Genomic DNA, 21,963 nt, shown 5'->3' on the forward strand with positions numbered 1-21,963 from the left:
GATTCCCCCCTAGTTACGTAAAGGTTTTCCTTTAACGAGCATGTGCTGCATGCGTGCCTGAGATTTGACTTCCCCTACAAGACTTAAAAAGGCTTCTCTTTCAAGCTCTAATAAGTATTGTTCATCCACCTCTGTACCAAATGGCAATTTGCCGCCAGAAATGACATGCGCTAGTTTTTTCGCAATGGTCATGTCATGGTCTGAAATGTATCCAGACAATCTCATGTTTTCAGCAGCAAGCACCATTGCTGCGTAGCCTGTTTCCCCCATCACGGGCACCTTTTGCTTCATCGGTGCACGATAACCCGCTTTATCAAGAGAAAGAACGAGTTGTTTCGCATCATGGATTAAATGATCACCATTCATGCTGATCCGGTCATTCACTCGGAGCATCTTCATATCACGCGCTTCCTCTGCTGATGTAGATACCTTTGCCATCGCAATGGCTTCAAAGGTTTGTAGCGTAGCATCTTGGATCGCAGTTGCTGATGGCTTTTCCGCTCCTTGCAGATGGCGAATATAGAGTTCTTTGTTTCCGCCTCCGCCCGGTATGAGTCCGACCCCCGCTTCGACAAGCCCCATATACGTTTCACTGGACGCTTGGATTGCGGCTGCTGGTAGACAAAGCTCCGTCCCTCCGCCAAGTGTCATACCAAATGGTGCAGCCACAACTGGACGGTCACTATACTTCACCTTCATCATCGCCTGCTGGAACCTGCGAATGACAAAATCAATTTCAAAGAAGTTGTCGTCCTGTGCTTCCATTAAAATTAAGGCGAGATTCGCACCAACACAGAAGTTCTTTCCTTGGTTACCGATGACCAGCCCTTTATAATTCTTTTCCGTTTCATCTACAGCACGGTTGATCATATCAATGACATCAAGCCCAATGGCATTACTTTTCGAATGAAATTCAAGCAAGGCCACATCATCCCCGATATCGATCAAGCTTGCACCCGTATTTTTAAAAATGACATCGTGTTTCTTTTTCAATCTAGCTAACGAAATATTTTTGTCGTTGCCCTTTTCCTGTTCATAAGCACCATTCTGATAAAATGCACGGTCTCCTTCGGCATTTTCTTGATAGAACGTGTCATGTCCTTCTGAAAGCATATCTTGCACCCACGACGGGATGCTATGCCCTTCCGCTTCCATTCGACTGACGGCTTTTTTCACGCCAATCGCATCCCACAGCTCGAACGGGCCATGCTGCCAGCCAAATCCCCATTTCATGGCGTTATCGATGGACTGAATATCATCCGCAATGTCGCCTTTTAGATGAGCTGAATAAAGAAGAACAGGTGCGGTCATATTCCAAAGCAATTGCCCAGCACGGCCGTCTTGATAAATAAGCGCTTTCAATTTCGCTTTTGTCCCCTTTTGCTGCTTGGCAATGTCAATGCCCGGATCCTTTAGCTTTGTCCGTTCTCCGTATGTGAGTGTGACAGGATCAAGCTCTAAAATGGTCTTTCCGTTTTTTTGATAAAATCCTTGCCCTGCTTTGCTACCGATCCACCCTTTTTCGAGCATTCTTTCCATAAACTCAGGCAGCTGAAAAATATCTTTTTCCTTTCCTTCTACTTGTTCATACACATTGCGGGCTACATGAGAAAATGTGTCGAGTCCCACCACATCAAGTGTGCGGAAGGTCGCACTTTTCGGTCTGCCAATGAGTGGACCTGTGACAGAATCGACCTCTCCGATCGTGTATTTGTTCTCAAGCATTTCACGCACTGTGACAAGAAGCCCATAAGTGCCAATTCGGTTGGCAATAAAGTTCGGTGTATCTTTTGCTTCGACCACACCCTTGCCAAGTACATCTTCACCAAATGTTTTCATATATGAGAGTACTTCTGGATCTGTTTCTTGAATAGGAATTACTTCTAACAGCTTTAAATAACGAGCTGGATTAAAAAAGTGAGTGCCTAAAAAATGGCGTTTAAAATCAATTGATCGGCCTTCTGCCATTTTTTCAACAGAAATACCGGATGTATTGCTGGATACGATGCTGCCTTCTTTGCGGTGTTCGTCGATGAGAGAGAATACGTGTTGTTTAATGCTGAGCTTTTCCGTCACGACTTCAATGATCCAGTCAGCATCGTGTAATAAGGAAAGGTGATCTGTGAGATTTCCGGGTGTGATGTATGATAGGTTTTTGGCTGAAGTAAGAGGTGCTGGCTTTTGCTTTAACAATTTTTTCATTGCGTCTTGGCTTAATCTATTCCGAACACTAGGGTGATCAAGCGTTAGCTTTTTTGCCGTTTCTTCCTTTGTCAGTTCATGTGGCACAATATCTAGCAATGTTACTGGTATCCCGATATTGGCTAGATGTGCAGCAATGCCTGAGCCCATGACACCTGAACCAATGACAGCCGCCTTGCGAATATGTTTGCCCATAAATATCCCCCTAAACATTTTGAATGAACAGTCATTCATTTTTTGTCCAAAAAAAAGCAATGCTTCTTTCTTTATCTTAAAAGATTTTCCGAAACAGTTCAATAGCAGATTTCAAAAATTTACACATTCTCATGCGTCTTTCTTTACAGCGTATGAATTAAAGACGAGGGGGAATTGTAAGAATGGAGGTGATGTCCACATGTCTCGTTTGCAAAAGAACCCATCAAAAGCAGGCGTAAGTGCTGCAAGTGTGAAAGGAAACGCAGGTCCATCACAAGAAGCAGACCTAGGTGGTAAAAAGACCAGTCAAAATCAGCAATATAAAAAGAAATCGTAAGGAGGAACACATCTTGAACAACCAGCAAATGAATATGCCCCCACAGGTAATTTCAGTAAAGGATTCCTTGTACCTAGAAGATATGCTCAACTGGAATTTGATCGCGATGAAAAAGGCTCACTTTATGGCCGAGCATTGTCAGGATCAAACATTGAAACAAGAACTCAATCAAGTGGGTCAAATGCACCATCAGCATTACACACAAATTCTTCAGCATTTAGGCAGCTCAGGGCAAGGCCAGTCTTCTGGCTTTATGCAATAGGAGGTAACAGACATGGAACAGCAAAACCAACAAAAAATCGGGAATCCACAAACGCCGGTTCCAACAACGACAAACATGAACGATCGCGACTTTGTCACAGACCTTTTGTCGACTGAAAAATATATGACAAGCGGATATAACACAGCGCTCAATGAATTCAGCCATGAATCTCTTTACCAAGATATTCAGCGAATTGCGCTAGAAACACAAAAAACGCAAAGACATTTATATGATGTCATGTTCAAATATGGCTGGTACTCTGTCGAAGCTGCTGACCAGCAGAAGCTCCAGCAGGCACATCAAAAGTTCCAGCAAACACTGACAGATCAATCACCGTACGGATCATCACCTATGTCATAAAGAAAAACTGCCAGCTCGTACTGGCAGTTTCAGCGTGTAGACAAACCCTCGCATTCGGTGTCAGTCCTGCGCTTCGGTGCTCACGAATGTCAAATTCACTCCGCTCCGATGCTCGTCCTTCCTAGACTGCAAAGGTTTTCTATCACGCTGAAAAGAAGACAAAGGGCTAAAATAAAGTTCATTTTAGCCCTTTGTCAACAATCTGATACTGCCAGCTCGTACTGGCAGTTTTTTAACGGTCTTTATTCGCACGATGAGCTTCATTTAATTGCTTGATCCGCTGAATCGTTTCTTTGATGTCTTTTTTTGCCTCTGGATACGTGTCATTAAAATGCTTGGCTAAAGGCGGCATGCTTTTGGCAATATGAGAATAGATGATCCACTGCGTGACATCTCTTTTCAGTTCCTCATTCGTTTCACCAAGCAGCAGCTCTGTATATTTATCAAGCAGGCCTTCGAGCTTTTCATCTAATTCATTTCCCATTGGTATTCCGCTCCTTTTTTCAGAAAAAAGCCTGACTCTGCGTGTAACAGATGTCAGGCTTTTCACATACGATTATCTTGCAGCAAGAAATGTCTCAGCTTGTGCCTGTTGGACAATACAACGTCCTCTGCCGTGCGGAATACATAACGGTGTTCCGAATAAAGGATCTGTTGTGACTTGGCAGTTCATATCAAAGACATTTTTCACAAGATCACAGTTAATGACAGTTTCCGGTCTTCCTTCTGCATAAATCGACTTGTCTTTAATGGCCACAAGGTGATGCGCATATCTGCAAGCGAGATTGAGGTCATGCAGAACCATGACAATCGTGCGCTGCTCTTTTTCATTTAAATCAAAAAGAAGATCCAGGATTTCAATTTGGTGCGTCATGTCTAAATACGTTGTTGGCTCATCTAATAGAATAATATCCGTCTCCTGTGCCAATGTCATCGCAATCCATGCACGCTGCCTTTGTCCACCTGATAATGAATCAACCGTTCGATCCGCAAGGTCTTCCATCTTCGTTGACTTCAGGGCACGATTTACCGCTTCTTCATCTTGCTTTGACCATTGCTTCAGCCAATTTTGATAAGGATATCGCCCTTGCTTGACGAGTTGATGTACCGTTAATCCTTCTGGCGCTTCCGGTCCTTGGGGAAGAATGGCGAGCTGTTTCGCCACTTCCTTTGTTGGTAATTTGGCAATGGAATGACCTTCAAGCAGGACAGAACCACCCATTGGCTTCATGAGACGGGCCAAAGAGCGAAGTAGCGTGGATTTACCGCATCCATTACTGCCAATAAATACTGTGATTTCACCCTTAGGGATCGATACATTTAGTTCGTCTATGATCATTGTTTCTCCGTAACCTAAGCTTAAACCTTCAGTAGAAATGGCACTCATTCCGCTCAAACGCTCCTTTTCTCATCCAAATTTTTTATATTGAATATCGTCTATGTAGACGTCAAAGATCACTTATCTCAATTTAGTGTATCAGATTTAAGTGATCTTGAAAATCATTTTCAATTAAAAAATGAGAAAGTCTCGTTTACTTTTTCTTTTCGAATGCACGTTTTGTCCCATCTTCGAGCTTGATATCGACTCGTATCCGCTGATAATCATCATCTAAATTAAAAGCAGATAATAATTCATTGACATATGTTTCATTCAGCTTTGCACTAGGAATCGACATATCATTTAACTTCATCTTCATTTCACGTAAAGCTTCTTCCCCTTCATAGCGGACACCATTCATATGATCTCGAATCAGTGCTTCTTCTCTTCCACCAGCTTGACGATAGGTAGCTTCATATAATTCGCTTTTTTGTCCATATTGTACATGCAATTGCAAATGCTGAAATGGCAGTTCCTTCATTTGAACAGCTGACAGACTTTCAGCTTCTGCTTCATGTGGATGTTGTATTGGTTCGATTGAACGACAGCCAGACAGCATAAAGAACAGCACTCCTAGCAGTCCCGCCTTCTTCCAGCACATCATGTATTTCCTCCTATTTCATAGCATCGTTTTTTATTCTTCTCCAAGCCCCTTTTCGTTATTCAATAAAACAGCAGACTATGGTAGATTAAAACAAAAAGGAGAACCGGATGATGAATAAAACAGCCATTGTGACTGGTGCCAACAGCGGTTTTGGAAAGCTCATCACACTGCGTCTTGCTCAGCAAGGGTGCACTGTGATTGCTGGCGTAAGACAGGAAACCAATGCGAAAAAGCTTGCCGAAGAAGTAAAGAACGCCGCTTTATCCGAATCAATACATATTGAAGCATTAGATGTGACAGATACACAGTCCATTCAAGCATTTCAAAAAAGGCTTAATGCCTATGCTCCCATTCACTTGCTTGTGAACAATGCGGGAACGGCCTATGCTGGTTTTGCTGAAGAGGTGCCTGTTGATCAGTACCGAGAGCAATTTGAAGTCAATGTCTTTGGTGTGATGGAAATGACACAAGCAGTCCTTCCGTTGATGACGAGCGGTGCAAAAATATTGAATATGAGCAGTATCAGCGGACTCATGGGAATGCCCGCACTCTCTCCATATGTATCGTCAAAGTTTGCGCTAGAGGGCTATACAGAGAGTTTGCGAATTGAGCTGGCTGCGTTTGACATTCAGGCCGCTTTGATTGAGCCGGGTTCTTTCCAAACGAACATTTGGAACACCTCCATGAATGAGCAAATGACGCCGCCCGCAGAAGGTTCTAAATACACAGCTATTTATCAAAAGATGATGTCCTATATAGAGGCTCAAAAAAACAACTATGGAGATCCCGGCGAAGTTGCAGAGCTTGTGGTTTCGCTTGCAGAGAAGAAGCGGCTAAAAAAGCTAAGGTATCTTGTCGGGAAAGGTGTTCGGCTTTCATTCATAGCAAAGCAGCTCCTGCCTTGGAATGTATGGGAAAACATTATTTTACGGACACTATCTTCAAAAAAATAGGCACAAAAAAACAGGTGGATCGTTTATCCACCTGTCAGCGTGTAGACAAACCTTCGCATTCTTTGTCAGTCCTGCGTGCTGGTGCTCACGAATGTCAAATTCGCTCCGCGCCAGTACTCGTCCTTCCTAGACTTCAAAGGTTTTCTATCACGCTGAAAAAAAGAAGACAAAGGGCTAAAATCAAGTTCATTTTAGCCCTTTGTCAACAATCTAACAGGTGGATCGTTTATCCACCTGTTTTCTTTTATTCGTTATCAGACTGCCCAAGGGTAATATCAAGATTTTTGTTCTTTCCATCACGGATGACAGTCATTGTCGTTTTATCACCAATTTTTGTTTCTTTATAAAGGATTTCTTTCAGCTGTGAGCTGTTCGCTACATCTTTTCCTTTGAACTTGATGATGACATCTCCAGACTTCAAGCCTGCTTTTTGTGCAGGAGATCCTTTTGAAACATCTTTTACATAAATGCCTTTACCGATTTGTTTATCAAATAGGCCAAGTGTATTTTCCTGATACGTTTCAGGCACTTGCTCAAGGTCAATCATTTGTACGCCAAGGTAAGGACGTTCGACTTTTCCATTTTTCAACAGCTGATCTACGATCGGTTTTACATCATTACTTGGGATCGCAAATCCGAGTGATTCTACTCCGCTTTCGCTAATTTTCAAACTGTTGATACCGATGACTTGACCGTCTGTATTGATCAGCGGACCGCCACTGTTTCCAGGGTTAATGGCTGCATCTGTTTGAAGCACATTCATCTCAACAGTTCCAGATGATGTATTGGCTTCAACGGTACGATCGAGACCACTAATAATCCCTTCTGTTACTGTACCAGAGAACTGCGCACCGAGCGGGTTCCCGATTGCGATGACTTTGTCTCCAGCCCGAAGCTTAGAAGAATCTCCAAAGCTTGCAACTTTATCAATGCCGTCAGCATTTATTTCCACGACAGCTAAATCTGTCATTACGTCACTGCCGACAAGCTTGGCATCTTTTGTTTTCCCATCGTATAGTGTGACCTTTAATTTATTGGCACCCTCGACTACATGGTTATTTGTGATAATGTATGCTTTTTTGCCATCTTTTTTGAAGATGACACCAGAACCCGTTCCAGCTTCTGCTTCAGTTGAATCACCGCTAAGACCGAACGAGTTTTGTGTAGATTGATAGTTTGAGACCCCTACAATCGTCGGCTCTAAATCTTCTACCATATCAGCAACATTCGTCGCATTGGTGATTTGTTTTGTTGAGAAATTTTCAGATGAAGCCGGTTCGCTTGATGCTGTTTGGGTTTGAGTGTTTGCCGCTGTATCTTGTGACTGAGGTAAAAGCGGTGTAATGCCAAGCACAAGACCGCCTCCAATAATCCCTCCAAGAATCGGACTTAGCCATGCTGCCTTCCGTTTTTTCTCCTTTTTAGACGAACGGTCATCAATCACTTGAGGAGACCCATTTGTCACCCTCTCCTGAGAGGCAGATGCTTCGTTTTCATGATGGTGAAAAACGAGTTCTTTCTTTTTTTCTGGTTCTTCTATTTGTTTCTCATTCTCTTGATGTGTGTGTTCTTGATCATTCATTTTTTTCTCTTCATCTTCTCTTCGGAAATCCATCGCTTGCACTCCTTTGCATCATTTTCATGAAATGCTTCATTCATATGTCTAGACAGGACTCATGTCCTCTTAATGGCAATATCATTGAAAAATTCTTTATGACAATATGTCAAATTATATAATACTTATTCATAGAAAAAAAGCAAGGTGTGCACATTGGTGAAAAGCACCTATTCATTAGCCTTTTGTCTATGCCCTTTTTTCCCTTGAGCTTATCATAAACAAACATTATGGGATAATAATGAGAAGAATATGTGAAATTGTGAAAAAAGCGTGTGATTGTTGACATGCCGCCTTTGTATCCCGTTATAATGACGTTGAGAGGATGTGGAAGACTTTGTCGTACACCATTTATTTAGTTGAAGATGAGCAGAATTTAAATGAACTGTTAACCAAATATTTAGAGAGTGAAAATTGGAATGTGTCCTCTTTTTTAACCGGAGAAGCGGCACGCGCGGCCATGAACAAGCCACCGCATCTATGGATTTTAGATATTATGCTGCCTGATACAGACGGCTACACACTCATTAAAGAAATCAAAGCAGCCTCGCCTGACGTACCGGTCATTTTTATTTCGGCACGTGATGCAGATATTGATCGTGTGCTTGGCTTAGAACTCGGGAGCAGTGATTATATTGCAAAACCCTTTCTTCCGCGCGAGCTGATCATCCGCGTGCAAAAGCTGCTGGAGCTTGTATATAAAAACAGTGACACACCTCAGCAAAGCGTCACACCCGTTTCTTCCTATATCATTCATGAGGACGTAAGAGAGGTGTATGAAGGAGATCAGCTGATTAATTTAACGTCTAAGGAATTTGATTTGCTGCTCTTATTTACCCATCATCAAGGACATGCCTTTTCCCGGGAAGATATCCTCGTCAAGATCTGGGGGCACGATTACTTCGGGACAGATCGTGTGGTCGATGATCTTGTCAGACGGCTGCGAAAAAAAATGCCTGACTTAAAAGTCGAGACCATTTATGGATTTGGCTATAGGATGCTAAAGGGATGAAGAACAAACCACTCGCTTTTCAAATTTGGGTTGTCATCTCTGGCATTTTACTCACCATCTCGATTGTCCTGATCATTTTATTTTCAAATACATTACGCAGCTTTTTTACGAATGAAATTTATAAAAACATCGAAAACGAGCAGCAAGTGTTAACAGAATACCCTCTGAATCGAGACGGCTCACCAAAGTCGACACCAGAAAACCGATCGGTTCAGCACATTCTGATTCCGTCAGATGAATTAAATCAAATGGCTCAGTTTTTCCCGCATGCCTTTATTGAAAAAGTGCAGTCCTTTGTTAAAAAACAAAAAAGCGCAACAAAACGCTATTCTGAAGAAGTGAATGGTCAGCATATCTTTTTTGTGATCAAAAAAGTCTCAACAGGCAATACACAATATATTCTCTTGTCATATGCACCCGATTCTTATCGAGATGACTTGTCCTTTACACTGTTTAAACAGCTGATTTTCATCTTAGGAACGGTTATTTTACTAAGCTGGATTCCATCGATTTGGCTCGCCCGCTACTTATCACGTCCAATCGTCGCGTTTGAAAAGCACGTCAAACGCATTGCACAAGAAGACTGGGACGATCCTGTGATGGTTGACCGGCAAGATGAAATTGGCAAACTGGGGCATACGATTGAAGAAATGAGACAAAAGCTCATTCAAAAGGATGAAACAGAACGAACGCTTTTGCAAAATATATCACACGACTTAAAAACACCTGTGATGGTCATCCGCGGTTATACGCAGTCTATTAAAGATGGAATTTTCCCTAAAGGAGACCTTGAACAAACGGTGGAAGTGATTGAAGGCGAAGCGGAAAAGCTTGAGAAGAAAATCAAAGATTTGCTGTATTTAACAAAGCTTGATTATTTATCAAAACAACATCCGGCGCATTCTCCCTTCCTTGTGAGTAATACAATGCTGGAAGTAGTTGACCGTTTACGCTGGTCGAAAAATGAATTGCAGTGGAACGTGGACTTAGATGATGAGGCTGCACTTGAAGGCGATCCAGAACAATGGAGCAAATTATTTGAAAATGTATTAGAAAATCAACTTCGCTACGCAAAAAATAAAATTGATATTCATATGAAGCAGGAAGAGGATCAAATTCGCATCGTCATTCGTAATGATGGCCCTCCAATTGAAGAACACATGCTATCCAGCCTATACGAACCTTTTAGTAAGGGAAAAAAGGGCGAATTCGGCATTGGATTAAGCATTGTCAAACGAATTCTTTCAATGCATCAAGCGTCCATATCAATTGAAAATGATGAACTAGGTGTACGCTATACGATCACTGTTCCAAAGAAGAGGCTGTAGGTTTTACACCGCAGTCTTTTTTTAGATGAATGAATACCCATTGAAATCACGGTATGTGGCTTTGATCTTCTTGCCAGCTTGATACATCCATTTCTTTTCAATGGTTGTCTCTTTCGGCATTTTGACTTTTTCTACTTGAATTCCTTTTGCTTTCAAGCGTCTAATCATATCATCAATTTCTCTCATGGAACATCATCCTTTCACATTTTTTGACCGGTTGGTCACCTTACTTTATAATATAAAGAATTACACTGTAAAAAACAAGTTACAATCTGATTAATTTTTGAAAAGTTTTATCGTTTATGACCGATAAGTCACATCTCTTTGCGCACGTTTCCTAAGACATTTGTCTCTCGGTAAGAAAGGATGACATTCATATTGAAAAAGAAAGAAAAAATGATTATTGAGGCTGGTATGAAGTTATTTGCCAGCAAAGGCTATAATACAACGTCTGTTCAGGAAATTGCAGATGAATGCCACATGTCAAAGGGTGCGTTTTACCTTTATTTCAAATCGAAAGAAGCACTGCTTATTTCGATCTTGCATTACTATTACGATAAGGTATTTACCCGGATTCATGAGGTTCAAACAGAGGGCGGCACACCAAAAGAGGCCTACCGGAAACAGCTCACTGTCTATTACGATAATATTTTGCAGCAAAAGGATTTTATTAAAATGCAGCTAAGCGACAGGGCGCTCCCATTGAACGAAGAAACGCAGCAGCTCGCAAAGCAAATTCGACTTGCGACGATTCAGTTGCACATTGATAACATTAAGCAAGTGTATGGAGATGCGGCCATTCCTTATATGGCTGATCTATGTTTAACGATTGAGGGCATGAGTCACGTTTACTTTGAGCTTGCCATTTTATATGATTTTCAGCTCGAAGCAGAGGAGCTTGCCGCAACAATGATTCACCGTATCGATGATCTAATGGGCGGTATGATGAAGCGCAATGACCATCCACTCATTTCTGTGGACCAAGCAAGCGACTGGTTCGGCCCGATTTATGAACGATCATTTGACCCGCTCACAGAATCTCTATTAAAAGAATTAAGAGAACTGGCAGAAGCACATTATGAAGTGAAAGACGAGCCAGATTTATTTGAAGCGCTTGGCATTTTAGAAAACGAGTTAAACAAACAAAAACCAAGACAAGTCATCGTCAAAGGCATGCTTTACCAATTGAAATTATACACACCGCTTCAGCCGGTCTCCAGCTCCTTATTACGCATTCTAAAAGAAGATCATTTATAAAGCCCAGGGCTTGGTTGCCCTGGGTTTTATTGTGACAAATAATCAAAATCCTTTTCTGTTATGTCAGGGAGTTTGTTCGCTTGGACTCTTTCAAGCAATTCATCTACATATCTTTGAACAGCCAGCATGTCATACGGAAAATCAAAATCAAATTCTTCCTCCACCGGCAGTATGTCCATATAATACGAACAGGCTGGTTTATTACCAAGCATATCGTTATTGAAGCTTAACACATCTTCATACGATTCTTCTGACAGTTCAAAATGAGAAATCAAGTATATATCAATATGATTTCCACTCTTTTGGCACCTTTGATCAACATATAATAAAAAAGCAGACTCCTCCGTATCCTGTGATATCACTTGGAAAAATTCAACATCCCGTGTCCGTAACCACCTAATAAATCTTGTCTTCAACTGCCTCAAACACCATTCACCTCGATATGTTTCCATAAAAAACCAGAGGCACAGAGGCCTCTGGTGTCTTATTTTGCTTTCGGTGTCACCATTTCTTCTGGTTTCACAAACTCTTCAAACTGCTCTTCTGTTAATAGTTCTAATTGAAGGGCAGCTTCTTTTAGCGTTAATCCTTCTTTGTGCGCAAGCTTCGCAATTTTCGCTGCATTTTCATATCCGATGTGCGGGTTGAGTGCCGTCACAAGCATCAATGAATTGTTTAGGTTTTTCTCGATTGTTTCTAGGTTTGGTTCAATTCCAATGGCACACTTGTCATGGAATGAGTTCATACCGTCAGCTAGCAATTCAACTGACTGCAAGAAGTTATAGATGATGACCGGCTTAAATACGTTCAGCTCGAAGTTTCCTTGGCTTGCGGCAAAACCGATTGTTGCATCATTCCCCATGATTTGAGCGGCAATCATTGTTAAAGCTTCACTTTGAGTTGGGTTGACTTTTCCTGGCATAATGGAGCTGCCTGGCTCGTTTTCAGGAATGATCAATTCACCAATTCCGCAACGAGGACCACTTGCAAGCCATCTCACATCATTGGCAATTTTCATTAAGTCAGCTGCAAGTGCTTTAAGTGCACCGTGTGCATATGTGATTTCATCATGGCTTGTCAGCGCATGGAATTTGTTTGGTGAAGAATTGAACGTTTGACCTGTTAACTGGCTGATTTCTTCTGCCACGTATTTACCAAACTCAGGATGTGCGTTAATTCCTGTCCCAACAGCTGTTCCGCCAATGGCAAGTTCTCTCATTTTTTCAGTAGATTCTAAAATCATTTCTTTTGAACGATCAAGCATGTACACCCAGCCGCTAATCTCTTGGCCCACTGTAAGAGGTGTTGCATCTTGCAAATGCGTACGGCCAATTTTCACGATCTCTTGGTATGCTTTTGCTTTCTCATCAAGCGTCGCTCTTAACTGGTCAATCGCAGGCAATAGCTTTTTGTACACAGCTAAAACAGCTGCCACGTGCATAGCCGTTGGGAATGTATCATTTGAACTTTGGCTACGGTTCACATCATCATTCGGGTGAATGCTGAAATCACTATTTTTATCTTTTAAGTAAGCAGTTGCTCTATTTGCAACAACTTCGTTCATGTTCATGTTACTTTGTGTTCCACTTCCTGTTTGCCATACAACAAGCGGGAAATGCTCGTCATATTTTCCACTGATGATGTCATCACATACAGCAGCAATCGCTTCAGCTTTTTCACTTTCTAAGTTGCCTAGACGTTCGTTCGCAATCGCTGTGCTACGTTTCAAAATTGCAAACGCATTCACAACTTCCTTTGGCATTTTCTCAGAACCGATTTTGAAATTTTCTTTGCTTCGTTGTGTTTGTGCACCCCAGAACTTGTCCTGTGGCACCTTGATTTCGCCCATTGTATCTTTTTCGATTCTAAATTCTGTCATTATGTATCCCTCCATAGCTTCATCACTCAACTCTATTCTATACAAAAAACGAAAATCCTTTAAGCGTTTTCAATTAAAATTTTATCTTTATTTTAATTTTAGTTCAATATAAACACGAACATCTTTGGAATATTTGTATTTTGGATTTGTTTTTCCGTAATCTTTTGACGTATAAGTCACCTCATAATGCTTGTCAAACGACTGTAGAATAAGGTCGATCTCCTCTTTTGTTCCTGCTAAACGAATTTGCGCCATTTTCTTTCCTCCAACACCGTGATTCTTTCATATACCACAAAATAATGTAACACAGAATATTGTTTTTTCAAGCAGGTAATGCTAAGAAAAAGAAATTGAGGCGGGTGATCCATTTGAATCAAACTCCATTGAAAGAGCACTTATACGATAATCTCTCTGTCATTCTCCCTCAGTTAAAGGACATGGATGATTTGATCCATGAGAAAAAAACATTGCCTCATGGACAGGTTGTTTATTATTTATACATTAAAGAAATGAACGAAGCGATGCAGATTCAAACCTTCTTAAAACTGCTATTGCAAGATCATGCCTCTCTGACAAAAGAGAAGCTAGAATCCAATTTATCGATGATGACTACCCGTACGGTGAAAACCTCTGAAGAACTAGTAGATGCTATTTTCCAAGGACATTGTGTCGTACTGATTAATGGATTTCAGCATGCTTATATTTTAGAAACACACGGAACGAAGAAACGTAATTTAGGAGATGCTACATCTGAAACCGTCGTAAGAGGACCAAAAATTGGTTTCATTGAAGATATCAACACGAACTTAGCTCTCGTCAGACAGCGTTTGAAAAACCCTGATCTCAAAACAGTAGATATGAAAATCGGCGAAAAGAAATACACCCAAGTATCGATCATGTTCATTGATGGTATCGTTGAGCCCTCTGTTTTAAAAGAGGTAAAAAAGCGTCTCAAACAAGTCACCATAGATGATATTCAAGACTCAGGCGTTCTTGAGGAGCTGATTGAAGACAATGTGTATTCTCCTTTTCCGCAAATTCAAAACACAGAACGGCCTGATAAAGTGGCGTCTGCTTTAAACAATGGACGCGTCGCCATCTTTGTTGATCATTCGCCTTTTATCTTAATTGTGCCTGCTTCTCTCGCGACGATTATGCAATCACCTGATGATTATTATGAAAGATGGATCGCTGCCTCTCTGATTCGTTTGCTGCGTTTTACGTCCATCTTTCTCACATTGTTTTTATCAGCCATTTATATTGCCCTTGTGTCCTTCCATCAAGGTCTTTTGCCCACAACTTTAGCTATTTCCATCTCAAGCACACGAGAGAATGTCCCCTTTCCTCCTATTGTGGAAGCACTCATCATGGAAATGACCATTGAGCTGCTGCGGGAAGCTGGGTTAAGACTGCCTAATCCACTTGGACAAACAATCGGACTTGTGGGCGGTGTTGTCATTGGGCAGGCAGCCGTACAAGCCCATATCGTCAGCTCCATTATGGTCATTATTGTCAGCGTCATTGCACTTGCATCCTTTACCTTTCCTCAATATGGAATGGGGATATCATTTCGTGTCCTTCGCTTTGTGTCCATGTTTGCTGCAGCTGCATTCGGTTTATATGGACTTGTCCTGTTTATGCTCGTCTTACTCACTCATTTGACAAGACAAAAAAGCTTTGGCACCCCATATTTTTCACCAGATTTTGTGTTCAGCTATAAAAATGAGGACAATTCCATCATCAGATTGCCTTTGAAAAATCAAAAGAAAGGGGAACAACATGGTCAATCATAAAGAGTCGATCACAAGCTATCAGGCAAGTGCCATTATCGCCAATACCACACTAGGCGCAAGTATGATGATTCTGCCAAGATCAATGGCTCAAGCTGCGCCTACACCTGACGGCTGGATTGCACTCTTACTCATGAGTGTGATATACATTGTGTTTATTTTTGTCAATGTGCTCATGATGAAAAAGGTCTCCTTTTCTTCCTACTATGACTATACAAAAGAAGGACTTGGGAAATGGATTGGCTCACTTGCCAACCTGTTGATTATTATTTACTTTCTCGGCGTTGCCAGCTATGAAGTACGAGCCATGTCTGAGATGGTGAAATTCTTTCTACTTCAAAATACACCTGTAGCCGTGACGATGATCAGCTTTATTTTTGTTGGTTTTTACCTTGTGATTGGGGGGATTGGTGATTTTGCCCGGCTGTGCCCTTTTTTTCTGATTGTCACACTCATCATCTTATTTGTAGCCTACGGACTTAGTGTACAAGAGTTTAAGCTCGATAACCTACGGCCAGTTTTAGGAGAGGGCATTTCCCCTGTTTTCAATTCCTTGAATGCTTCGGCCATTTCGTTTGTCGGCATTGAAATGATGCTTTTCATGCCTGCCTATATGAATACGCAAAAACACACTTTTGCATATGGCTCCATCGGCTTTTTGATTCCTGCGATCATCTATATTTTCACCTATATTCTTGTGGTTGGTGCGCTCACGGTGAAAGAAACGGCGACTCTGACGTGGCCAACCATTGCCTTATTTCAATCATTTGATATTCAGGGGATTTTTATTGAACGGATTGAATCCTTTTTGCTCATCGTTTGGCTTGTCCAGCTTTATACGAGCTTTGTAGGGTATACCTTTTTTGCTACGATAGGAGTCATCAAATTGACTAAATTCCCTAAAAAAATCTCGCTCGCCTTGATGGGCATTGTGATCTTCTTTGCCGCTCTTTTCCCAAAAGATGTTGATACGGTCCGAGACTATTTAACCTACGTAAACAACTTGTTCTTTCTTCTATTTGGTATACTCCCGTTTCTTTTATTTATCATCGTATTTTTCAAAAGGAGGCGGAAAACAGCATGAAAAAGAAAGCGGTTCTTGCGCTCTTCTCACTGATTCTATTATGCGGGTGCTGGGATAGTACAAATATCGAGGAGCTCAACATGGCAATTGGATTTGCTGTAGATAAAGGAGATGACGGACATAAATTGAAGCTGTCTATGCAGGTGCTCGTTCCGCAAAAAATTGAGCAAGAATCAAGCGTGAAAGATCCGACGAAGATTATTGAAACAAGCGGTGATTCCATACACCAAATTTTTCGTACGACGGCCCTAAAAACACACCGCATTTTTGCTCAGCAGCTGAGGGTTTATTTGTTTTCTCAAGACCTTATCAATGAAAATAATTTCGATTTGGTCATCAATCAATTCATTCGGGACAATGAAACACGAAGAGGAAGCCTTGTCTTTATGGCTTCTGAGAAGCCTGGAGATATGCTGAAAATCAATGACGACGGGCAGCCTGCCGCTTCCACCTTATACGATATTTCTTCGAATACAAAAACGACCATTCGTATGTTCAAGCCCGTTTCCTTAGGAGATATTTCTTCTGCCATGCAAAACAACGTATCTTTTGCCATTCCTAAAGTCAGTGTCAGTCAGGGAAAATTAATGCTGGATGGTGCCTCGATTATTCAGAACAAACGATTTCTCACTAACATCTCTCCTTTAGCGGTGCAGTCCTACAACCTGCTGACTGGAGATGCAACAGGCGGAGTGATTGAATTCCAATATGAACATAGCATTTATTCTTTTGAGATCTTTAAAATCAAACACAACATTGACACCCATAAAACAGCCAGTGGCAAATATGAATTTGATGTGTCAGTGGAGCTTGATGGCAGATTGTCTGAGGATTGGAATGAACGGGAAAATTCATTTAATGAAAAATACCTCCAAGAAATTGAGAAAGTCGTGGCACATCGACTTGAGGAAAATGTGAAAGATTTTATCGGGGAATTACAGCATGAGATCAAAGCAGATATTTGTGGATTTTATCAAAAAGCGAGTATTGCCTATCCGAAGGAATTCCGAAAAGAAGCAAAACATTGGGATGACATTTTTAGTGAATCGGATATTCGTTACAAGGTAAATGTGAAAATCCGTGACTTCGGGACTAAGGGCGCAACACAATCCTAATAGAGTATGTTAAAATGGTAAGAAAAAAAGGGTGTCAATCATGAAACGAGCTTTACTTTCGGCCGGCATTCTATTTTTGATTCTAGGAATACTTCTGTTAGTCGTGGTATTCATGCAATCAAAAGAAGATTTCTTCATTGAAGCCGACAGCTTTTCAAGCACATTTTTGATCGTGATTTATTATGGACAAACCCCTGCGCTCCTTCTGATTGGAGGCGGTTTATTTGTTGGACTTTCACAGATCATTGATTTGCAAGAGAAAAAAGCAGCAGTGGCAAAGGAAAGCGTCAAGCTGCTTTCCGAGATGAAGAAAACCCTGGAAGACAAATCGGCCGAGGAGCAGGAGGCTTTTCCAGTTCCTGAGCTCCATCAACTATCCGAACGTCCAATCACAGGACAGAAGGACTAATTTTGCGCATGTTCCAGCAGCTTTCATTTGAAAGCTGTTTTTTTATTGAATCAGCTTATGGCGATGTGCATACACGGCTGCTTGTGTGCGGTCTTCTACATCAAGCTTGGAAAGAATGTTAGTAATATGCGTCTTGACTGTTTTGATGGTAATAAACAATTCCTCAGCAATGACCTTATTCGATTTTCCATCGGCAATCAGCTTTAATATTTCCATTTCTCTTGCGGTTAACGAATCGTGCAGAATGGACCCATTTGATGAATGGCGGAGTTTGTTCATGACCTTTCCAGCTACTTTTGATTCAAGTCTTGGTTCGCCGATACTCGCAGACCTGATGGCATCAGCAATTTCTCCTGCTTTCGATGTTTTTAAAAGATAACTTAAAGCACCAGCCTCAATCACTGGATACACTTTATCATCATCAATAAAGCTCGTCAGTACAATAATCCGGGCATCCTCTATTTCCTGACAAATTCTTTTCGTTGCTTCGATGCCATCCATGCCTTCCATAACAAGGTCCATTAAAATCACGTCTGGCTTTAATTCAACCGCTAGTTCTACACCTTTTTGTCCATCTGACGCTTCACCGATGACTTCAATATCCGCCTGTGCCTCTAAAAAAGCAGCAAGACCCATTCTCACCATTTCGTGATCGTCAATTAAAAGCACTCGAATCATCGAACGTTCTCTCCTTTTCCTTCATCAAAAATGGGAACCTTCACATCAATTTGTGTGCCTTTTCCCTCAAATGACATAATCTCTGCGACACCGCCTACTTCACTTGTTCTTTCTCGTATCGATTCAAGTCCGTAGGAAGCAGTCTTCACATGATCTGTTTGAAAACCAATCCCGTTATCAATTATTTTCAGCTGAACTTGACGGTTTCGAATGAGCAGACGCACTGTCACCTTTGTCGCCTTTGCATGCCTAAACACATTGGAAAGGGCTTCTTGCACAATTCGGAACAGATGGTCCTCCACCCCTTTAGACAGCGGAGCATCATCTTCTATTTCCCAATCAATATCAATTGGCTGCTTTGCCTGAAATTCATTGAGCAGCTCAATCAAGCCTTTTTTCAAGTCTTTTCCTTCAAGGGTGATCGGTCTTAAATGCAGAAGGAGTGCACGCATCTCATTTTGTGCATCGCCAGCCATTCGTTCCACAAGTCGCATTTGCTTTAAAATCTTTTCATCCTTTTCCTTCATCCCTTCAAGAATCGCAGACGTCATCATCGAAATGGCGAATAGCTGCTGGCTGACTGCATCATGCAGCTCACGCGCTAGACGCTGACGCTCTTCAGAGACAACCGATTTTTTCATTTGAACCTGCCATTCAGCTCGCTCATTTGAGAGCTTTTGTAAGGAGGCTACTTGCCCTTCCACTCGTTTCGCCATTTCATTTAATTGATCTGCCGCCAAACCAATTTCATCATCACCTAGAGAAGGCAGTCTATAGGCAAAATTCCCATTTTCAAACTTCAAAATCGACTCTACAAGCTGATCCAGCCGCTTTTTATGCTGATAGCCAAACACATGCCCCGCTGATACACCAATGGCGAGACTAATAATGAGTAAAATACAAAAAAACGGGATGCCGAACCACCGCGTAGACAGCAAAATCATGGGATCAAGCTGGTAATAAAAAAACATCGGGAATGTCGTCATGATGACAACACCAAGCGAGATACCGACTGCCAGACGAACAGATTGCCACTGGATGCCTAAATGCAGTTTCCTCATAAGTACCTCACATCCACATCCCCAATCAATAGAGAGATGGAGATTTTCACTTTTCGCTTGCTCTCATCATAATCATTTGTCATGACATACACTTTACTGCCGAACCCGCTTCTTTTTTCATCAATGATTTTCATATCACCGATCGCAGCCGAAGCACTCACACATACTTCAATATCCTGAGGTACATAAATATCGACATCTCCAATGAGTCCACTAATGACGATCGTGCTCTCTTCCTCAGCAATGATCGCCTTTGATAAATCGATTTTGACATCGCCAATAAAACCTGAAATGGTCAAATCGCTTAATTGAAATGGTTTTTTCATCAGCCTGACTTCACCGATAAAGAAATCATGTTCTTTGCGCGGCTTTGCCTGGCTTTTTGTTTTCTTCTGATCGCCCTCTTTTTCAAGATTGACTTTCAGTGAAGGCTTTCCATCGTCTGATGATTCCTTTTTATCGACATCAAAAACAGGTTTGTTTTTCAATAAACGATAGCCCGCATAGATCAAAAAGGCAGCAAATAAATACCCAGTCAAACTAAACGTGATATTTAGTAGAAACTTCAAGAAGAGAAAGCCTGCAAAAATATAGGAAACCGAACCGAGCCAACGTTTAGATCGAGAGTGCAGCCAATAACCAAATAGAGCAAAAAACACTGGCCAAAATAGGTCTGCCCCAATCCCAATAATTTTGAGAAAAAGATTAATACCAAAAATCACCACAATGATGCCTAAAATTTGATTTCTAGAAAAACGCAGTTGACTCGCCTCCTTCCTTTTTTCGTTTGTTTACCGCAATTTTAAGTTTCCGCTTGTCATCTCAATATCGACTAAGTGTGTCCCTTTCCCATGCGTGCCTGTAAAACCTCGGCCTTCACTATCCGCTTGGTCAAAATCATACGAATGATCAATACTTCCACTCGTTTTTTTCACTTGAACTTTGAAATCTCCCTCATCTGGCAAGTTCAATTTCGCACTGCCTGATGTCATGTGAAAGTCGACTGGTGAATCAATTGTATCAAAGCTTGCTGTCAGCCTGCCGCTTGTCATGCCTAATTGCAGCTTTCCTTTTACATCTTGAATATCAGCACGACCAGAAGTGGCACCAATATCACTTTCCTTCGCATCAATATGAGACACTGAGAGTCTGCCAGAAGTCGCCTTGATTTCCACTCGATTTGCTGAGAAGTTCTCAGCTGTGAGGTTTCCGCTCGTTGATTTGAGCGTCACATCTTGAAGAGACAGCTTTCCTTCGCCATTTACTTCGCTCACGCCGATTCCACCTGTTATTTTCACATCTTTATGATAATCTGTTGGAATTTTGACTAAGAGTTCTCCTTTTTCAAATGCAGAGAAAAACAAAAATCCTTTATTTTCAGCACGGACTTTGAATGTTCCGCCTGTTTGTTCCGCATACATTTTCCCTTTTCCATTCACAACCATCACAGAAATATCCGAACGATCTTCCGGCTCCACCTTGATGCGAAATCCAGAAAGAGAGATATCTAATTGTTCAACCTCATCCTTTTTCGCTGAAGCTGTTGTGACCGCTTTATCACGAGAAAAGCTCAAATGAAAGAGATCTCCATTTTTGAAAAGCATCCCAATCATCAAAAAAACACCAACAAGTATACAAATTAGACCAATGAACCGTTTCATTTATATCATCCCTTTATCCTTTGACCTTTTTATTATAAGGAAAAGCGAAACAGAAAGAAATCAAATAACGGAAGAAAAATCCTGTTTTTCTTCCGATTTGACACATTTCCATTAGTTTGCCGGCTGTTTCTCAGGCTGCTTTGATCGTTGAAGCTTTTGCCATTCCTTTTCAACCTCATCAGCGTAATCAAGATGAGCATAAGCACCCTGATCGGCAAATTGTGCATAACTACCCGCTTTTGTCTCCATTTCCTCTATACGGTTCTCCATGCGTAGAAATTCTTTATAAGCACTTTCACTATCAATTTTATTCATAGATTCATTCATATGCTGCTTTGCCTGTGCGGCATTGGCTCTTGCAATCAGCGCTTGCTTCTTGTCTTTAACATCACGCAGTTTTGTTTCTAGATGCTGCAACTGTTCTTTCAGCTCTTTCAGCTGTTTAACAGATTGCTGATAGGCATCTTGATATTCATTGTGCTTTTCTTCAAAATACTTCATTTCAGTCAGTGCTTTCCGTGCAAGTTCTTCTTCTCCTGCCTGAAACGCCAGCTCCGCCTGTTTCTTTCGCTTATCAGCAAATGCTTCTGTCTCTTCTGCTTTTCTCAAGAAACCTTGCTGAATGGTTTGCTGTTTGATAATCGCATGTTTCGCTTTGGCAATATCGTCCTCCATATCACGAACATATTGATTCAGCATGACACGCGGATTCTCCAATTTATCTAAACCTTCATTGACTGTTGCAACAAACATATCACGTACTCTTCTTAATACCATTTCATA

25 protein-coding genes are annotated in these 21,963 nt (G+C 41.4%); 11 read left to right on the top strand and 14 right to left on the bottom strand.

The genetic code is table 11. The features are described 5' to 3' along the window. Nucleotides 1–9: 9 nt before the first annotated feature. Nucleotides 10–2,397 (bottom strand): 3-hydroxyacyl-CoA dehydrogenase/enoyl-CoA hydratase family protein, encoded by a 2,388-nt coding sequence (locus NST09_RS15370; protein ID WP_181891714.1) that lies wholly within the window; start codon nucleotides 2,395–2,397, stop codon nucleotides 10–12. A gap of 199 nt (nucleotides 2,398–2,596) precedes the next feature. Between NST09_RS15370 and NST09_RS15375 the strand changes: the two genes are divergently transcribed. From NST09_RS15375 to NST09_RS15385, 3 genes are read left to right on the top strand one after another with little or no spacing between them, the layout of a single operon-like run. Then, on the top strand, nucleotides 2,597–2,734 hold the full coding sequence (locus tag NST09_RS15375) for a YuzL family protein (protein ID WP_008347049.1): 138 nt from the start codon (nucleotides 2,597–2,599) through the stop codon (nucleotides 2,732–2,734). A gap of 10 nt (nucleotides 2,735–2,744) precedes the next feature. Then, complete coding sequence (locus NST09_RS15380) at nucleotides 2,745–2,996, top strand: hypothetical protein (RefSeq protein ID WP_060698253.1); 252 nt, start codon at nucleotides 2,745–2,747, stop codon at nucleotides 2,994–2,996. Nucleotides 2,997–3,008: 12 nt separating this feature from the next. Next, nucleotides 3,009–3,356 (top strand): spore coat protein, encoded by a 348-nt coding sequence (locus NST09_RS15385; RefSeq protein ID WP_007500333.1) that lies wholly within the window; start codon nucleotides 3,009–3,011, stop codon nucleotides 3,354–3,356. A gap of 232 nt (nucleotides 3,357–3,588) precedes the next feature. Here NST09_RS15385 and NST09_RS15390 read toward each other — a convergent pair whose 3' ends face one another. The 3 genes from NST09_RS15390 to NST09_RS15400 form a co-directional block, all read right to left on the bottom strand. Next, nucleotides 3,589–3,840, bottom strand: a complete 252-nt coding sequence (locus tag NST09_RS15390; RefSeq protein WP_017368020.1) for a YusU family protein — start codon at nucleotides 3,838–3,840, stop codon at nucleotides 3,589–3,591. A gap of 72 nt (nucleotides 3,841–3,912) precedes the next feature. Then, nucleotides 3,913–4,743 carry an ABC transporter ATP-binding protein gene (locus tag NST09_RS15395; RefSeq protein ID WP_008347057.1) on the bottom strand — a complete coding sequence of 277 codons (831 nt, stop codon included), beginning with the start codon at nucleotides 4,741–4,743 and terminating at the stop codon, nucleotides 3,913–3,915. 145 nt (nucleotides 4,744–4,888) lie between these two features. Further along, the gene (locus NST09_RS15400) at nucleotides 4,889–5,335 is read right to left on the bottom strand and encodes a YusW family protein (protein WP_171465740.1); all 447 of its coding nucleotides are present in this window, start codon (nucleotides 5,333–5,335) and stop codon (nucleotides 4,889–4,891) included. Between the two features lie 113 nt (nucleotides 5,336–5,448). Here NST09_RS15400 and NST09_RS15405 point away from each other — a divergent pair, with 113 nt between their 5' ends. Continuing rightward, a complete protein-coding gene (locus NST09_RS15405; RefSeq protein WP_181891713.1) occupies nucleotides 5,449–6,291 on the top strand; it encodes an SDR family oxidoreductase in 843 nt (280 codons plus the stop codon). 244 nt (nucleotides 6,292–6,535) lie between these two features. On the opposite strand, the gene NST09_RS15410 is transcribed toward NST09_RS15405, so the two are convergent. Continuing rightward, entirely contained in the window at nucleotides 6,536–7,906 is a 1,371-nt protein-coding gene (locus NST09_RS15410) for a trypsin-like peptidase domain-containing protein (protein WP_138826409.1), read from the bottom strand. Nucleotides 7,907–8,243: 337 nt separating this feature from the next. Here NST09_RS15410 and NST09_RS15415 point away from each other — a divergent pair, with 337 nt between their 5' ends. After that, the gene (locus tag NST09_RS15415) at nucleotides 8,244–8,918 is read left to right on the top strand and encodes a response regulator transcription factor (RefSeq protein WP_008347066.1); all 675 of its coding nucleotides are present in this window, start codon (nucleotides 8,244–8,246) and stop codon (nucleotides 8,916–8,918) included. After that, on the top strand, nucleotides 8,915–10,246 hold the full coding sequence (locus NST09_RS15420) for a HAMP domain-containing sensor histidine kinase (RefSeq protein ID WP_007500323.1): 1,332 nt from the start codon (nucleotides 8,915–8,917) through the stop codon (nucleotides 10,244–10,246). The genes NST09_RS15415 and NST09_RS15420 overlap by 4 nt, the downstream gene beginning before the upstream one ends. A 21-nt stretch (nucleotides 10,247–10,267) precedes the next feature. Here NST09_RS15420 and spxO read toward each other — a convergent pair whose 3' ends face one another. Next, nucleotides 10,268–10,432 carry an anti-adapter protein SpxO gene (gene spxO / locus NST09_RS15425; RefSeq protein WP_008347070.1) on the bottom strand — a complete coding sequence of 55 codons (165 nt, stop codon included), beginning with the start codon at nucleotides 10,430–10,432 and terminating at the stop codon, nucleotides 10,268–10,270. 192 nt (nucleotides 10,433–10,624) lie between these two features. Between spxO and NST09_RS15430 the strand changes: the two genes are divergently transcribed. Then, nucleotides 10,625–11,503 carry a TetR/AcrR family transcriptional regulator gene (locus NST09_RS15430; protein WP_046527525.1) on the top strand — a complete coding sequence of 293 codons (879 nt, stop codon included), beginning with the start codon at nucleotides 10,625–10,627 and terminating at the stop codon, nucleotides 11,501–11,503. A 26-nt stretch (nucleotides 11,504–11,529) separates the two neighbouring features. Here the strand turns inward: NST09_RS15430 and NST09_RS15435 are convergent, their stop codons facing one another. The 3 genes from NST09_RS15435 to NST09_RS15445 form a co-directional block, all read right to left on the bottom strand. After that, on the bottom strand, nucleotides 11,530–11,865 hold the full coding sequence (locus tag NST09_RS15435) for a hypothetical protein (RefSeq protein ID WP_164999013.1): 336 nt from the start codon (nucleotides 11,863–11,865) through the stop codon (nucleotides 11,530–11,532). 122 nt (nucleotides 11,866–11,987) lie between these two features. Next, nucleotides 11,988–13,382, bottom strand: coding sequence for a class II fumarate hydratase (gene fumC / locus NST09_RS15440; protein WP_108610959.1), 1,395 nt, complete (start codon nucleotides 13,380–13,382; stop codon nucleotides 11,988–11,990). 87 nt (nucleotides 13,383–13,469) lie between these two features. After that, nucleotides 13,470–13,637 carry a YvzF family protein gene (locus NST09_RS15445; RefSeq protein ID WP_017359274.1) on the bottom strand — a complete coding sequence of 56 codons (168 nt, stop codon included), beginning with the start codon at nucleotides 13,635–13,637 and terminating at the stop codon, nucleotides 13,470–13,472. A 113-nt stretch (nucleotides 13,638–13,750) separates the two neighbouring features. On the opposite strand from NST09_RS15445, the gene NST09_RS15450 reads away from it, so the two are divergent. Genes NST09_RS15450 through NST09_RS15465 form a run of 4 tightly spaced genes read left to right on the top strand, consistent with a single transcriptional unit; the run spans nucleotide 13,751 to nucleotide 17,780 of the window. Then, nucleotides 13,751–15,175 (top strand): spore germination protein, encoded by a 1,425-nt coding sequence (locus NST09_RS15450; protein ID WP_108610960.1) that lies wholly within the window; start codon nucleotides 13,751–13,753, stop codon nucleotides 15,173–15,175. After that, the gene (locus tag NST09_RS15455; protein ID WP_108610961.1) at nucleotides 15,162–16,256 is read left to right on the top strand and encodes an endospore germination permease; all 1,095 of its coding nucleotides are present in this window, start codon (nucleotides 15,162–15,164) and stop codon (nucleotides 16,254–16,256) included. Before NST09_RS15450 ends, NST09_RS15455 begins: the two co-directional genes overlap by 14 nt. Then, entirely contained in the window at nucleotides 16,253–17,371 is a 1,119-nt protein-coding gene (locus NST09_RS15460) for a Ger(x)C family spore germination protein (RefSeq protein ID WP_008347083.1), read from the top strand. The genes NST09_RS15455 and NST09_RS15460 overlap by 4 nt, the downstream gene beginning before the upstream one ends. 40 nt (nucleotides 17,372–17,411) lie before the next feature. Continuing rightward, the gene (locus tag NST09_RS15465) at nucleotides 17,412–17,780 is read left to right on the top strand and encodes a hypothetical protein (RefSeq protein WP_007500307.1); all 369 of its coding nucleotides are present in this window, start codon (nucleotides 17,412–17,414) and stop codon (nucleotides 17,778–17,780) included. A 42-nt stretch (nucleotides 17,781–17,822) separates the two neighbouring features. Here the strand turns inward: NST09_RS15465 and NST09_RS15470 are convergent, their stop codons facing one another. The 5 genes from NST09_RS15470 to NST09_RS15490 all read right to left on the bottom strand — a co-directional run bounded on the left by NST09_RS15470 (nucleotide 17,823) and on the right by NST09_RS15490 (nucleotide 21,957). Next, a complete protein-coding gene (locus NST09_RS15470) occupies nucleotides 17,823–18,458 on the bottom strand; it encodes a response regulator transcription factor (protein ID WP_007500305.1) in 636 nt (211 codons plus the stop codon). Next, nucleotides 18,455–19,519, bottom strand: coding sequence for a two-component system sensor histidine kinase LiaS (gene liaS, locus NST09_RS15475; RefSeq protein ID WP_008347087.1), 1,065 nt, complete (start codon nucleotides 19,517–19,519; stop codon nucleotides 18,455–18,457). Before liaS ends, NST09_RS15470 begins: the two co-directional genes overlap by 4 nt. After that, entirely contained in the window at nucleotides 19,516–20,280 is a 765-nt protein-coding gene (gene liaF, locus NST09_RS15480; RefSeq protein WP_034646654.1) for a cell wall-active antibiotics response protein LiaF, read from the bottom strand. The genes liaS and liaF overlap by 4 nt, the downstream gene beginning before the upstream one ends. A gap of 30 nt (nucleotides 20,281–20,310) precedes the next feature. Then, on the bottom strand, nucleotides 20,311–21,180 hold the full coding sequence (locus tag NST09_RS15485) for a DUF4097 domain-containing protein (protein WP_108610962.1): 870 nt from the start codon (nucleotides 21,178–21,180) through the stop codon (nucleotides 20,311–20,313). 111 nt (nucleotides 21,181–21,291) lie between these two features. Continuing rightward, nucleotides 21,292–21,957 (bottom strand): PspA/IM30 family protein, encoded by a 666-nt coding sequence (locus NST09_RS15490; protein WP_019744035.1) that lies wholly within the window; start codon nucleotides 21,955–21,957, stop codon nucleotides 21,292–21,294. Nucleotides 21,958–21,963: the final 6 nt, after the last annotated feature.

Source organism: Bacillus sp. FSL W7-1346, from assembly GCF_038593335.1.
Taxonomy (GTDB): Bacteria; Bacillota; Bacilli; order Bacillales; family Bacillaceae; genus Bacillus; species Bacillus altitudinis.